This is a genomic window from Micromonospora sp. NPDC005413 (genome assembly GCF_040606435.1).
Taxonomy (GTDB): Bacteria; Actinomycetota; Actinomycetes; order Mycobacteriales; family Micromonosporaceae; genus Micromonospora.
In genome coordinates this window covers 41971-55848 of the sequence record NZ_JBEXEV010000028.1, presented here as the reverse complement: position 1 = coordinate 55848, position 13878 = coordinate 41971, and the positions used below count along the sequence as shown (strand labels likewise).

Genomic DNA, 13878 nt, shown 5'->3' with positions numbered 1-13878 from the left:
GCGCTGGCGTGAGTACGGACCGGTTCGCCGACTACGGGCGCCCCCGCCGGGTCGACGGGGGTCTGCGAGCACGCAGCGCCCGGGGCGCGATCGGCCAGTCCTGGTGGTCCCGGCGTTTCCTGGAGGTGCTGGAGTCGTTCGCGCTCGGCACCCGGCTGACCCGGGGGCGGTCGTACGCACGGGCCGGTCAGGTGCTCACGCTCGACATCACACCCGGACGGGTCAGCGCGGTGGTGCAGGGCTCCCGGCCGCAGCCGTACCAGGCGTCCATCGCGTTGAAGCCGTTCCCGGCCGCGCTCTGGTCCCGGATCGAGACGGAGCTGGCCGGGCAGGCGTTCTTCAGCGCCCGGCTGCTCGCCGGGGACCTCCCCGACGAGCTGGAGGAGCTGTTCGTCGCCGCCGGCGCACCGCTCTTCCCGGCCGGCGTGGACGAGCTGACCCAGCGGTGCAACTGCCCCGACTTCGCGGTGCCGTGCAAGCACCTCGCGGCGACGTTCTACCTGCTCGCCGAGGCGTTCGACGCGGACCCGTTCGAGCTGCTGCACTGGCGCGGCCGGTCCCGCGCGGAGCTGCTCGATGAGCTCCGCGCCCGACGGGCCGAGACCACCGGTGCCGCCCCGCCATCCGAACCGGCCGATCCACCGTCCGAACCGGACGGTTACGGGTCTGCGGTGGACGTTGTCGCGCCGGTCGGCGCGGCCCGTGCGCTCGCTGGGCTGTCGGCGACTCCGCTGGCAGCGGCGGCAGACCGGTTCTGGTTGCCGCCGGTGCCGCTGCCAGATCGGCCGCCCCGACTGCTGACCGGCCCCGACCTGCTGCTGCGCCAGCTCGGAGCGCCAGCCCCGGCCATCGGTGGGCCGGGCCTGCTCGAACGGCTGCGCCGCGCGTACCGGGCGTTCGGCCCGGCCGACCGGTGAGCCGTCACGTCCAGCGGCGGCGGAACCGCCACATGATCGCGGCGTTGGCCACCAGCACCACCGCGCAGATAGCACCGGTCAGCCGACCGGCGAACACGGCTATCGCAGGCAGCGACGCCCACAACACGATGGTCAACAACATCAGATAGCGGCCCCTGCGGGCCCGGACCCGGTGGTCCATCCGGGCAAAGAAGGCCGGGTCACTCTCCCGGAGCTGACGGGTGATCTGGTCGAACCTGCGCTGATCCTCTTTGCTGAGCATGGCGCTGCCTTCCCCTCACGCGTCCAGCGGTTCGGCGGCATACCCGTTGCGGTGGCGGCTCACGCTCGCCCGCTGCTGCTACTTTTCCTTGGCGCGAGGGAGTCTCATGTCCGGCTTACCTGAACCTTAAGTTTGCCTGTGGTGGCGAACGGCGCGGAAAGTGTCGCGTAGGGCGGCGTGGTCCGATCCGTGCCCGGCTGCCGCGCGTACGCCCTGATGAGAGAGTCCGCGTACGTCCCCGGCCCGCCGCCTGTCGCCGTTGCCGCACTGAGCGCTGTCTTAAGTGCCCTCAGGAGGGTGTTCGGCCCACCTTGAAGGCCCCTGGGGCCTTGGTTACTTTGCCGTAGCAACCCCCTCAGGCAACAGTCGCCGCACCTGCCGCACCTGCCCGGTCGCAGCTTTCGGCGCTCATCAGAAATCGGGATTGGTACATGGCCGACCAGAATGTGCCACCACGTCGACCGCGGGACGACCGCGGTTGGGACGGACGCCAGCACCACAGCGCGGACGGTTACGGCGACCCCAACGCATCGACGCCCTACGGGTACGACTCGCCCCACCCCTACCAGGGCGGCCACCCGGCGCAGGCCGACCCGCGTGAGCAGTACGGCGACGGTTACGCACACGCCGGACAGCCCGCCCCCGCCCCGCGCGGACCGCAGTGGGTCGGCCCGGAAGGTCTCGGCCGTCCGGCCCCGGCACGGCCCGCCGGCACCGGACTGCCCACCCTGGACGATGACGACGAACCGGGTCGCAAGGTCGGCCGGCGCAAGGCCATGGTGGCCCTCGGCGGCACCGCTGCCGTCGTCGCCGGTGGCGCGGCGCTTGCCATGACCCCGCAGTTCCGCGGCCTCTTCGGTGACGAGGCGGCGGCCGGCGACGCGACCGGCAGCACGGTGACCGACGGCACCGCGGCGCGGCCCAGCGGCCAGCAGCCCAGCACGGTGCGTACCTACACCGAGCAGAACGAAAGCTACATGGGCTCCCGGGCCGGCGAGGCGCTGAAGAAGAACGCGCCGGCCGGTGGACGGACCTTCTCCGGCCCGGCCGCGGCCGCGGCGGCCACCCAGGTGACCGTGAAGACGGTCCTGGCCAAGGACCCGATCCTGCACCTGGCCCGGCGCACCACCTTCGGCGTGACGCCCGCGGTGGTCTCCGACATCAAGAAGCAGGGCATCGACGCCTGGATCCGCGCCCAGCTGGACCCGGACAAGCTTGAGCCGAGCAAGGCCGAGCTGAAGCTCGCCGAGCTGCCCACCCAGAAACTCACCGTGCAGCAGCTGCGCGACCAGCGGGACAAGCTCAACGACCAGGGTGCCCAGCCGGAGCGCGAGATGGTCGACGCCACCATCGCCCGGCAGATCTGGTCCAAGCGCCAGCTGTTCGAGGTGATGGTCGACTTCTGGAACGACTTCCTGCACGTCGCCGCGGACTTCGACGGCGGCGAGGTGTACCGCAACTCGTTCGACCAGGACGTCGTGCGACAGCACGCGCTGGGCAGCTACCCGGAGATGCTGGTCGCCGCGAACAAGCACCCCGCGCTGCTGATCTACCTGAACCAGAAGGACTCCCGCAAGGACGCGATCAACGAGAACCTCGCCCGGGAGAACCTCGAGCTCTACTCGGTTGGCGTCGACGGCGGCTACAAGGAGCCGGACGTCCGGCAGGCGGCCATGCTGCAAACCGGCCGTGGCGTCGACGACAAGGGCAAGTACGTCTTCCGCCCCGAGCAGCACTACGTCGGCAAGGTGAAGATCCTCGGCTTCAGTCACCCGAACAACTCGGCGGACCCGAAGAAGGCCGAAGCGGCGATCGACGCGTACATCACCTACATCGCGTTGCACCCGTCGACCGCGAAGTACGTGGCGCAGAGCCTGGCGACCCGGTTCGTCTCGGACACCCCGCCGAAGTCCCTGGTGGACCGGCTGGCCAAGACGTACACCACCAACAAGGGCATGATCAAGCCGGTGCTGATGGCGCTGTTCTGCTCCTCGGAGTTCTGGGCCGGTGTGGGCCAGAAGGTGCGCCGGCCGATGGAGTACTTGGTCGCCACGTACCGCACCCTGGGCGTCTCGCCGGATCCGTCGCCGACCCACAACAACGGCGACAACAAGCGCACCCCGTACGCACGGGGCCTGCGGCAGATCCACGACAAGCTGCGCGAGCTGGGCCACTTCCCGATGGGTCAGCCGACCCCGGACGGCTACCCGGACGTCTACATCGCCTGGACGTCGGCCGGCACCATGGTAAACGGCTGGAACGAGGCGGGCGAGATCCTCGCCGGCTACCGCACCGCCTTCACGTACACGCCACCGGAGAAGCTGATCGGCAAGCCGCCGGCCACCGCCGGGGCGTACGTGGACGCGCTCTCCCTGCGCCTGGTGGGCCAGAAGCTGAGCACGCGGGAGAAGAACCTGATCCTCGGCGTGGCCGGCGTGCCGGCGACCGCCAAGGTCGACGCCACGTTCAACGGGGCCATCACCGCCGTCGCGCGGGCGATCCTCGCTTCCCCCCAGCACCACCTCAGGTGAGGCACCCGATGGAGAAGACTGTGTACAACTCTTTCCCCCTGCACCCCGAATGCCCCGACGTGCGGCGGCTGGCCGACAACCCGGCCGAGGCGTTGCTGCGCGCGGAGGCGGACATCGTCGCCGCCGAGAACGCCGCCGAGTTCGACCGCTACCGCACCCTGGAGAACCTGGAGGAGGCGCAGCAGGACGGCCGAGGCGTCACGCGACGGACCTTCGTCGCCGGTGCCGCGGCCACCGCCACCGCCCTGGCCACCGCCCAGTTCGTCACCACCTCGGCGTCGTTCGCGGCGACCAAGACCGGCACCCTGATCCACGTCTTCCTCTACGGCGGGCTGGACGGGCTGAGCCTGATCGCGCCGGACAACGACGCGGTGCTCAACAAGGCCCGCCCCGACCTGCTGCTCGGCAACGACTCGCTGGCCCTGGGCCGCGGCTTCAAGCTGACCAGCGCGTTCAAGCCCCTCGAAAAGTGGCTCACGGCGGGTCAGCTGGGCTTCATCCCAGCGGTCTCCGACGAGCGGCTGTCGCGCAGCCACTTCCAGGCCGCGGACGCCTGCAACCTGGGCGGGCTGCCCAACGAGACCGGCGGCCGGGGTTGGCTGGACGGTCTGGTCGACAACCTCGGCAAGGGCACCGCGTTCCGTAGCGTCGGCATCGGCAGCACGCTGCCCCGCTCGCTGGTCGGCAACAACGGCGCGCTCTCGCTGAACAACGTCGGCTCGCTGCGGCTCAACGGCGACGAGCGGTTCCGGGCCGCCACCGAGAAGGCCATCAAGGGACTCTTCACCGGGATCAACCACCCGGTCGAGGAGGCCGTGCAGGAGGGCATGGGCGCGTTGGCCACCGCCCAGAAGCTCGCCGCCAAGCCGTACCAGCCCGCCGAGGGCGTCAAGTACGAGGGCGTCGGCAACGCGTTCCAGCAGCTCGCCCAACTGATCAAGGGCGGTGCCAACGTCCGGGTCGCCACCGTCGGCATGGGTGGCTACGACACCCACGAGAACCAGGGCACCCGTGACGGCGGCCAACTGCACCGCCGGTTGAACGAGCTGGCCAGCGCCATGGCCGCGTTCTTCACCGACCTCGGCCCGCAGGCCGCCGACGTGACGATCATGGTGTCCAGCGAGTTCGGCCGCCGGGTCGGCTCCAACGGCGGCGGCACCGACCACGGGCACGGCGGGGTGGTCACCCTGCTGTCCGGCAAGAAGCTGGCCGGCTCGCTGCTCGGCACCTGGAACGGCCTGGACAAGCTGGACTCCGGTGACGTGCCGGAGTACAACAACATGTTCAACGTCTACGGCGCGGTGGCGCAGGGCCGGTTCGGGCTCACCAACGCGGAGGTCGACAAGGTCTTCCCCCGCCAGAAGTACGCCCCGATGAAGCTGTACGCGTGACGCATTCGCACACCCACGCCGCCGGCCGTCGTACCGGGACCTCGTCCTGGCACGGCGGCCGGTCGGCTGCGCCCGTACCCCCGCAGATCCCGGCCCGGCGCGGACCTGGCGGCCGGCGGCTGCTGGCCGCGCTGCTCCTGGTCGGCCTGCTCGCCAGCGTGCTGCCGTGGTGGCTGGGCACTCCCGCCGGTTCGCTGCGGAGCACCGCGGCCACCGTCACCGCGGCGGGCCGAATCAGCGGCCTGATCGCTGGCTACCTGCTGCTGGTGCAGGTGCTGATGATGAGCCGGCTGCCGGTGCTGGAGCGGTGGATCGGCGGCGAGCAGATGGCCCGCTGGCACCGCGACATCGGTGCCACCCTGCTGGTCGCCGTGCTCGCGCACATGTCGCTGATCATCGTCGGCTACGCGGACCTGCGTAACCAGTCGGTCCTCGCCGAGGTTGGCACGCTGCTCGGTGACTACGAGGACATGGTGTCGGCGTTCGTCGCCATCGGCATCATGATGCTGGTCGGGTTCAGCAGCATCCGGGCGATCCGGCGGGCGCTGCCCTACGAGCTGTGGCACGCGCTGCACCTGTCCAGCTACCTGGTGCTGCTGCTCGGCTTCGGTCACCAGTTCACCCACGGCGCGCAGTTGTACAAACCCGGTCCGGTACGCACCGGCTGGATCGCGCTCTACCTGCTGGTGGTCGCCGCCCTGCTCTGGGGTCGGGTGATCGCGCCGCTGGCGTTCAACCTGCGGTACCGGCTGCGGGTCGCCGACGTGGTCGCCGAGAGCACGGACACCATCTCGATCTACCTGACCGGCGAGCGGCTGGACCGGCTGGCGATGCTCGGTGGCCAGTACTTCCGCTGGCGCTTCCTCACCCGCGGCTGCTGGTGGCAGTCACACCCGTTCTCCGTCTCCGCGGCGACGAACGGCCGTTGGCTGCGCCTCACCGTCAAGGTCGTCGGCACGCACACCGCCGACCTGCGCGACCTGGACCCGGGCACCCGGGTCTGGGCGCAGGGCCCTTCGGGCACCTTCACCGCCGCGCACCGGGTCCGCGAGCGGGCACTGCTGATCGCCGGCGGCAGCGGCATCACTCCGATCCGGGCCATGCTGGAGGAGTTGCCGCCGGGCGCCGCCCTGATCTACCGGGCCCGTACCCCGGCCGACGTGCTGCTCAGCCGTGAGCTGGACTGGTTGGCTCAGGAGCGCGACACCTCCGTCTGGTACGTCATCGGCTCCCGCGACGACCCCGGCCCCCGTCAGCTGATGAGCCCGGACGGGTTGCGTCAACTGGTGCCCGACGTGGCCCGGCGCGACGTCTACCTGTGCGGGCCGCCCGGGCTGGTGGAGCAGTCGGTGCGCGCGCTGCGCCGAGTCGGTGTGCCTCGCCGGCAGATCCACCTGGCCACGTTCGAGTTGTAGGAAGGGCATTCCATGCGTCGCGCGTTGCTCGCGATCACCGGCCTGGCCGCCAGCACCACCGCGCTGGTGGTGCTCAAGGGGTCACCGGGCACCACGCCGGTCGCCCAGGACCTGCCGACGGCCGAGGGGGTCGTCCCCACCCCGCAGGGTGCCGACCCGAACGCCGACCCGGTGGACGTCGCACCGACGCCGTCGGTGGCTCCCAACGCGCCGTCGTCGCCCAAGCCGACCAAGAGCACCAGTCGCCCATCGGGCACCCGCACCACCACGAAGGCGCCCTCCGCGCCCCGCACCACCACCAAGGCACCGCAGTCGACCACCCGCCGGGTCACCGGGCTGGGCGTGGACAACGAGTACGGGTACGTGCTGGTGCAGATCGTGGTCTCCGGTAGCCGGATCATCGAGGCCGTCGCGCTGTCGCTGCCCAGCGGGGGCGAGTCCGACATCCACAGCGGCGACGTCCGCAACAAGTACGACGGCACCGGCGGCGAGGTGGTGCAGAAGCAGAGCGCCAACGTCGACACCGTCTCCGGTGCCACCGAGACCAGCAACTCCTACAAGCAGTCCCTGCGGGCCGCCATCGAGAAGGCGTTCTGACGTGCCGGCCGCGATGACCCGACCCGGGCTGCGCCGGGTCGAGCAGATCATGGGTACGGCGATCACCCTGGACCTCGCCGACGACCTGCCACCGGCGACCCTGCGCGAGTTGGCCGACCAGGTCTTCGCCTGGATGCGCGAGGTGGACGCGCGGTTCAGCACGTACAAGCCGGACAGTGAGGTGTGCCGCTTCGACCGGGGCGAGGTGCTGCTCTCCGAGGCGTCCGCGGACCTGCGGTTCGTGCTGGAGACCTGCGCCGATCTGTGGGGTGCCACCGACGGGTTCTTCGACGCGTACGCCACCGGTCGGCTCGACCCGTCCGGGTTCGTCAAGGGCTGGGCGGCCCAGGTCGCCTCGGATCGTCTGCTCGCCGCCGGGGCCGCGAACCACTGTGTGAACGCCGGCGGCGACGTGCGGGTGCGCGGCTGCTCCCCGTCGGGGGAGCCGTGGCGGATCGGCATCCGGCACCCGTGGGACCCGATGGCGACCTGCCTGGTGCTCACCGGCACCGACCTGGCCGTCGCCACGTCCGGTGTCTACGAGCGGGGCCGGCACGTGGTGGACCCGCGCCGAAGGGTGCCGGCCAGCGGGCTGCGCTCGGTGACCGTGGTCGGCACCGACCTCGGGGTGGCCGACGCGTACGCCACGGCTGCCCTGGCCATGGGGGTCACCGGCCTAGGCTGGCTGGACCGCCAGGAGCACCACTCCCACGCCGTGGTAACCGACGAAGCACGCCAGTACCACTCCGCCGGCCTCCCGCTGACGAGCTGATCCCCATCCCCGCGATCGTGCAGTTTCGGCCGCTCGTTCGTCCTGAAAGCGGCGATTGTCGGGACCGGAAGTGCAAGATCGCGGAGGGAAGTGACGGGCTAGCGGAGCGGGCGGTTGGTGCCAGCGGGCCGGGAGCCGGTGGGGCGTGGGCGGCCGGGGCGCGAGCCGGACGGCCGGGTGCCGGCCCACCGGTGCCGTGGGTGGCTGCGCCGGGGCGGTTCGGTGCCGCCGGGATGAGCCGCTCTGTCGTCGGTGGACATCGTTCCCCCGTTCGTGGCGCGCGTTCGCGCCGTCCCCCTGTCAACGAGGACCGGCGCCCCGGCGACGCTGTCGGGCACCGGATGGAATCGTCGGCCCGGGCTGTCTCACATGCCTCGTCGGGGCAGTGGCAGGTGACCGGGGAGCAGGTCGGGGGCGAGCGTCACCCCGGTGGCGCGCAGCGCACCGATCAACGTGTTCTGCACCAGGTACGAATCTGGGAGTTGCCAACGGGCCTGCTCGGGGGCGACCGCCCAGCGGACCGTTCCCTCCGGCAGCCGGGTGGGCGGCGCGGGGATCCACGAGCCCGGCCCGTGCCGGACCACGTGGAAGCAGTGCTCCAGCTCGGGCCGGAGCGGATCGCCGGGGCGGACCAGGAACATCCACCGCCCGGTGGGGGTGACCAGCACCGGGCCGCGTACGCCGGTGCCGGCCGGGTGGATCTGCACCGCGTCGAGCACGTGCCGGCCGAGGTGGGCGGGCACCTCCAGCACGTCGAAGGCCCGGCCGGTGGGCAGCAGCACCCCGTGTGGACGGTTGCGCCACCAGGTGGCCACCCGGGCCGGGTCGGCGCTGGCAGCCAACTCCCAGTTCTCCAGGGCGGGGTGGCAACCCACGGTGGGACAGCCGGCCCGCCCGCAGACGAAGCGGCTGCGGGCCAGACAGGCCCCCGGGGTGACCTCCCAACCGTGTGCGGCGTACCGCATGGCGACCCGGCGCAGCCGGACCCGTTCCAGCGGCGACAGTTCGGCGACGCGCGGTGCGACGTTCCCCCACATGTGTGCCATCTCCCCTCGTGTGGCCCGGCGAACGCCAGGTCGCAGTTCGAGCACCGTCACTGCCGTAACCCACGATCGTTGAGGTTGACGAACGGCCCGTGCAACTTGCACGAAAAGTACGAGGACTGGCTGTACGGCTGACGTACATCGTGTGCGACCAGCGAAAACCTGAAGACGAACGACGGCCGCCGCACCCGCGGAGATCGCCCCGACCCGATGGGTCGCCGGCGGCAGGGGAGGGATGGGGAGATGGACGAGCTACCCATAGGACGGCGAGTGGCCTATTGGCGGGGGCGCCGCAAGATGTCGCAGCAGGTCTTCGCCGATCGGTTGGGCAAGTCCAAGAGCTGGGTGGACAAGGTCGAACGCGGCGTCCGCCGGTTGGACAAGTTCTCGGTCCTCTACGAGATCGCCGACATCCTCCAGGTAGACGTGCAACTCCTCATGGGCAAGGATCCAGAGCGCCGCACCGACGCGCTGAACTGCATCGACCAGGTCGAGGTGCAGGAGATCCGGGCGGCGCTGGAACGCTACGACTCGATGAGCGCGTACTTCGACGCGGCACCCTGCCCGCCGCCGCTGGACGGCATGCGCAAGGCCGTCAACCACGCCTGGCTCACCTACCAGTACGGCCGCTACGGGATGCTCACCCGGGCGTTGCCCAAGCTGCTGCGCGACGCCCAGGCGGCCGACGCCGCGTACGGCGGTGAGCAGGCCGCCGAGGCGGCGCACCTGCTCGGGCAGGTCTACCAGATCGCCTCCTCGGTGCTGCGCAAGCTCGGCGAGTGCGAGCTGGCCTGGTTGGCCGCGGACCGGTCGATGGCGGTGGCCCAGCGGGCCGACGACCCGCTGCTGGCCGGCATCGCCACCACCCGGGTGTGCAACGCCCTGGTCGCGATGGGTCGGGCCCGTCCCGCACTGGAGCTGAACGTCCAGATCGCCAACCGGCTGGCACCGGGCGGGAGCAACGAGATCTCCCCGGCTCGGCTCTCCGTCTACGGAATGCTGCTGCTCCAGGGCGCGATGGCCGCGTCCCGCATCGGCGACTCGGCCAGCGTCGATGACCTGATCAACTGTGCGCAGGAGGCCGCCACTCTGCTCGGCGGTGACCACAACCATTACTGGACGTCGTTCGGCCCGACCAATGTCGAGCTGCACCGGGCCGCCGCAGCGGTGGAGTTGGGCGACGGGGGCCGGGCCGTGGAGGTGCACCAGCTGCGCATCGCGGAGCACTCGTTCAACGCGCTGTTGCCCGAACGCCGCGCCCACCACCTGCTCGACATCGCCCGCGGGTACGCCCAGATCGGCGACGTGGCGAACGCCGGCGAGATGCTGCTGCTTGGTGATCGGCTCGCTCCGTCGGAGATCCGTTGCCGGCCGATCGCGCACGAGGTGATGTCGGACATCCTCCGTCGCACACGTGGTGCGCCGCCTTCGCCGGTAGCGGAGTTGGCTGAGCACATGGGAGTAGGGGTATGAGCGCGGAGCCGGTTTGATGGCCGGTTCACCGCACAGCAGCGGGCATCGCGAGGTGCTCTACGTCATCGCCTGCGGTTCGCCGCTGGCACGGCACGTCGGTCGTCTGGTCGACCTTGCCCAACAGGATGGTTGGGACGTCTGCGTGGTCACCACGCCGGACGGGGTCAAGTTCATCGACCAGTCGGCCCTGATCCGGCAGACCGGCCACCCGGTGCGGACGCACTACAAGAATCCCGGTGACCCCGACGTGTTGCCGTCCGCCGACGCCATGATCGTCTGCCCGGCCACCGTCAACACGGTCAACAAGTGGGCGGCCGGGATAACCGACACCCTCGCGCTCGGGCTGCTGGTCGAGGCGCAGGGCAAGGGCGTCCCTATCGTGGCGGTGCCGTACACCAACGCCGCGATGGCCTCCCACCCGGCGTTCCGTGCCGGGATGGCCCGGCTGGCCGAGTGGGGCGTCACGGTGCTCTTCGGTGATCACGTGATCGCCCTGCATCCGCCGGGAACGGGGGAGCAGCACCTGCACGCCTTCCCGTGGGCGATGCCCCTGGCCGCGCTGCAAACCGTCTCCTGGAGCGCGGCTTAGCGCTCGCGACCGGGCTTCCACCCGGCGCGGCCGGGCCGGGCGTCACCGCTCGGCGGCCCCCGCGCCGGTAAGCTGGCCCGCCGTGAGCATAAGCCGATCCGCCCCCACGGTGACCGACGTGGTCGCGGAGCTGGAACGGCGCTATCCGCCGGTCTGGGCCGAGGAGTGGGACCGCGTGGGTCTGGTGCTCGGCGAGCCGGCCGCTCCGGTCCGCCGGGTGCTCTGTGTGGTCGACGTGGTGCCCGAGACGGTCGCCGAAGCGCTGGCCGCCGACGTGGACATGATCGTTTCGCATCACCCGCTGCTGCTGCGCGGGGTCTCGTCGGTCGCTCCGACGACCTTCAAAGGGCGGATCATCCACCAGCTCATCCGGGCCGGGGTGGCGCTCTACGCGGCGCACACCAACGCCGACGTGGCCTCCCCAGGCGTCTCCGACGCCCTCGCCGCCCGGTTCGGGCTGACCGGGCTGCGCCCGCTGCAGCGGCCCGCGCCCTCCTCACCCGCCCACGGCGACGACCGGGGGTTCGGTCGGATCGGCGAGCTGCCCCAGCCGATGACCCTCGCCGAGCTGACCCGGCACGCCGCCGCCGTGCTCCCCGTCACGTCCTGGGGAGTTCGCGCCGCGGGGGACCCCGGGCGTATGGTTCGTACCCTCGCCGTCAGCGGCGGGTCGGGGGACAGCTTCCTCGGCGCCGCGACCGCCGCCGGGGTGGACGCGTTCCTCACCGCCGACCTGCGGCACCACCCGGCCGGCGAGCACCTCGCCGCCGATGGTCCCGCCCTGATCGACGCCGCCCACTGGGCGACCGAACGACCGTGGCTGGACGACCTGGCCGCCCTCCTACGGGAGGCACTGGGCGTCGAGACGCTGGTGTCCGACCTGGACACCGACCCGTGGACCGTGCACGCCGCCGCACCCGTTGTGGACGACAAGGAGCCCGACCGTGAAGGCTGACCCTCAGGTGCAGCGCCGCCTGCTCGACCTCCAGGCGATCGACACCAACCTCGCCCAGCTCGCCCACCGTCGGCGTTCGCTGCCCGAGCGGGCCGAGCTGGAGTCGCTGGCCCGGGAGTTGTCGTCACTGGAGGACGAGCGCGTCCGCGCCCAGGTGGCGGTCGACGACCTGGACCGGGACATCACCCGACTGGAGAAGGACGTCGAGCAGGTCCGGGCCCGTAAGGAGAAGGACCAGAACCGGCTGGCAGCCGGCACCGGCCCGGCCCGGGAGCTGGAGGCGCTCCAGCACGAGCTGGTCTCGCTGAACCGGCGCCAGGGCGACCTGGAGGACGCCGAGCTGGAGCTGATGGAGCAACGGGAGACCGCGCAGGGCGTACTGGACGGTGTGGAGCAGCGGCTGGCCGACACCCGGGACAAGCGGGCCGCGACCGAGCAGCGGCGCGACGCCGCGATGGCCGAGATCGCCAAGGAGGAGGAGTTCAAGCGGGGGGCCCGTCAGCCGCTCGCCGCCGACCTTCCGGGTGACCTGGTCAACCTCTACGAAAAGATCCGTGAGGACACCGGGCTGGGTGCCGCGCTGCTCACCACGGGCCGCTGCGGCGGGTGCCGGTTGGAGCTCTCCGGTGCCGACCTGGCCCGGATTCGCAAGACCGCCCCGGACGACGTGGTCCGCTGCGAGGACTGCCGACGGATCATGGTCCGCACCAACGAGTCGGGTCTGTAGGTCGTGGCGCCGCGCGTGGTCGTCATCGAGGCCGACGGCGGGTCCCGGGGCAACCCGGGCCCGGCCGGCTACGGCGCGGTCGTGCGCGACCCGGAGACCGGTGAGGTGCTCGGCGAGCGCTCCGAGTCGCTCGGCACGGCGACCAACAACGTCGCCGAGTACCAGGGACTGATCGCCGGGCTGACCGCCGCCGCCGAGCTGGGTGCCGCCGAGGTGGACGTCCGGATGGACTCCAAGCTGGTGGTCGAGCAGATGAGCGGCCGGTGGCAGATCAAACACCCCGGCCTGCGACCCCTCGCCGCCCAGGCCGCCGGGCTGGTGGGCCGGTTCACCGCGGTCCGGTTCACCTGGATCCCCCGCGAGCACAACCGGCACGCCGACGCGTTGGCCAACGCCGCGATGGACGCCGCCGCCGGTCGCCCCCCGGCGGCCCCGGCCCTCGGCCGCCCTGCGGCTCCGGCCACCGGCCAGGCTCCGGCGGCTCCGGCCCTCGGCAGCGACCCGGCGACCGCGCCGGCCTCGTGGGAGCCGCGACCGAGCTTCACCGCCACCCGGCTGATCCTGGTCCGGCACGGCGAGACCGAGTACACCGAGCAGCGGCGCTACTCCGGCCGCGGCGACGTGCCGCTCTCCGAGAGTGGCCGAGCCCAGGCCCGGGCCACCGGCGCCCGGGTGGCCGAGTTGGCCCCGTCCGTCGCGGCCGTGCTCAGCTCACCGCTGTCCCGGTGTACGGCTACCGCAGCGGCGATTGCCGGTGCTCTCGGTGACGTGCCGGTCCGCACCGAGGACGACCTGATCGAGTGCGACTTCGGCCAGTGGGAGGGGCGCAGCTTCGCCGAGGTGCGCCAGCAGTGGCCGGGTGAGATGGACGCCTGGCTCGCCTCACCCCGGATCGCCCCGCCGGACGGAGAGTCGTTCACCCACGTCGCCGAACGCGCCCACCGCGTGATAGCCGGGCTGCTCACCGCGTACCCCGGCGAGACCGTGGTGGTCGTCTCGCACGTCTCGCCGATCAAGCTGGTGCTGCGTGACGCGCTCGCCGCCGGCGACGGGTTCCTGCATCGGCTCTTCCTGGACGCGGCCGGCATCTCGCTGCTCGACATGTGGCCCGACGGCGGCGTCGCCGTCCGCACGGTCAACGACACCGCCCACCTCGCCGCGCTCTGATCGCTGCTGGCGGTGGATGAGGTCCACCGGCTCGTCCCG

General features: G+C 71.6%; 13 protein-coding genes. 11 read left to right on the top strand and 2 right to left on the bottom strand.

Annotation, left to right across the window (positions count from 1 at the left end):
- The first annotated feature begins 8 nt into the window (after positions 1–8).
- Entirely contained in the window at positions 9–917 is a 909-nt protein-coding gene (locus ABZS37_RS24645) for an SWIM zinc finger family protein (RefSeq protein WP_355172567.1), read from the top strand.
- Between the two features lie 4 nt (positions 918–921).
- Here the strand turns inward: ABZS37_RS24645 and ABZS37_RS24640 are convergent, their stop codons facing one another.
- Positions 922–1179, bottom strand: coding sequence for a DUF3040 domain-containing protein (locus tag ABZS37_RS24640; RefSeq protein WP_354996870.1), 258 nt, complete (start codon positions 1177–1179; stop codon positions 922–924).
- A gap of 431 nt (positions 1180–1610) precedes the next feature.
- Between ABZS37_RS24640 and ABZS37_RS24635 the strand changes: the two genes are divergently transcribed.
- From ABZS37_RS24635 to ABZS37_RS24615, 5 genes are read left to right on the top strand one after another with little or no spacing between them, the layout of a single operon-like run.
- Positions 1611–3710 (top strand): DUF1800 family protein, encoded by a 2100-nt coding sequence (locus ABZS37_RS24635; protein WP_355172565.1) that lies wholly within the window; start codon positions 1611–1613, stop codon positions 3708–3710.
- 8 nt (positions 3711–3718) lie between these two features.
- Positions 3719–5101, top strand: a complete 1383-nt coding sequence (locus ABZS37_RS24630; RefSeq protein WP_355172563.1) for a DUF1501 domain-containing protein — start codon at positions 3719–3721, stop codon at positions 5099–5101.
- Positions 5098–6516 carry a ferredoxin reductase family protein gene (locus tag ABZS37_RS24625; RefSeq protein WP_355172561.1) on the top strand — a complete coding sequence of 473 codons (1419 nt, stop codon included), beginning with the start codon at positions 5098–5100 and terminating at the stop codon, positions 6514–6516. The genes ABZS37_RS24630 and ABZS37_RS24625 overlap by 4 nt, the downstream gene beginning before the upstream one ends.
- A gap of 12 nt (positions 6517–6528) precedes the next feature.
- Positions 6529–7113 (top strand): FMN-binding protein, encoded by a 585-nt coding sequence (locus tag ABZS37_RS24620; RefSeq protein WP_355172559.1) that lies wholly within the window; start codon positions 6529–6531, stop codon positions 7111–7113.
- Between the two features lie 49 nt (positions 7114–7162).
- The gene (locus tag ABZS37_RS24615) at positions 7163–7885 is read left to right on the top strand and encodes an FAD:protein FMN transferase (RefSeq protein WP_355172638.1); all 723 of its coding nucleotides are present in this window, start codon (positions 7163–7165) and stop codon (positions 7883–7885) included.
- 365 nt (positions 7886–8250) lie between these two features.
- On the opposite strand, the gene ABZS37_RS24610 is transcribed toward ABZS37_RS24615, so the two are convergent.
- Positions 8251–8922: a bifunctional DNA primase/polymerase gene (locus tag ABZS37_RS24610; RefSeq protein WP_354996920.1), complete on the bottom strand. Its 672-nt coding sequence runs from the start codon at positions 8920–8922 to the stop codon at positions 8251–8253.
- Between the two features lie 249 nt (positions 8923–9171).
- Here ABZS37_RS24610 and ABZS37_RS24605 point away from each other — a divergent pair, with 249 nt between their 5' ends.
- The 5 genes from ABZS37_RS24605 to ABZS37_RS24585 all read left to right on the top strand — a co-directional run bounded on the left by ABZS37_RS24605 (position 9172) and on the right by ABZS37_RS24585 (position 13839).
- Positions 9172–10401, top strand: a complete 1230-nt coding sequence (locus ABZS37_RS24605; RefSeq protein ID WP_355172557.1) for a helix-turn-helix domain-containing protein — start codon at positions 9172–9174, stop codon at positions 10399–10401.
- A gap of 16 nt (positions 10402–10417) precedes the next feature.
- The gene (locus tag ABZS37_RS24600; protein ID WP_355172554.1) at positions 10418–10990 is read left to right on the top strand and encodes a flavoprotein; all 573 of its coding nucleotides are present in this window, start codon (positions 10418–10420) and stop codon (positions 10988–10990) included.
- Between the two features lie 118 nt (positions 10991–11108).
- On the top strand, positions 11109–11945 hold the full coding sequence (locus ABZS37_RS24595; RefSeq protein ID WP_355172636.1) for a Nif3-like dinuclear metal center hexameric protein: 837 nt from the start codon (positions 11109–11111) through the stop codon (positions 11943–11945).
- A complete protein-coding gene (locus tag ABZS37_RS24590) occupies positions 11935–12672 on the top strand; it encodes a C4-type zinc ribbon domain-containing protein (protein ID WP_355172552.1) in 738 nt (245 codons plus the stop codon). The genes ABZS37_RS24595 and ABZS37_RS24590 overlap by 11 nt, the downstream gene beginning before the upstream one ends.
- Before the next feature lie 3 nt (positions 12673–12675).
- Complete coding sequence (locus ABZS37_RS24585) at positions 12676–13839, top strand: bifunctional RNase H/acid phosphatase (RefSeq protein WP_355172550.1); 1164 nt, start codon at positions 12676–12678, stop codon at positions 13837–13839.
- Positions 13840–13878 lie beyond the last annotated feature (39 nt).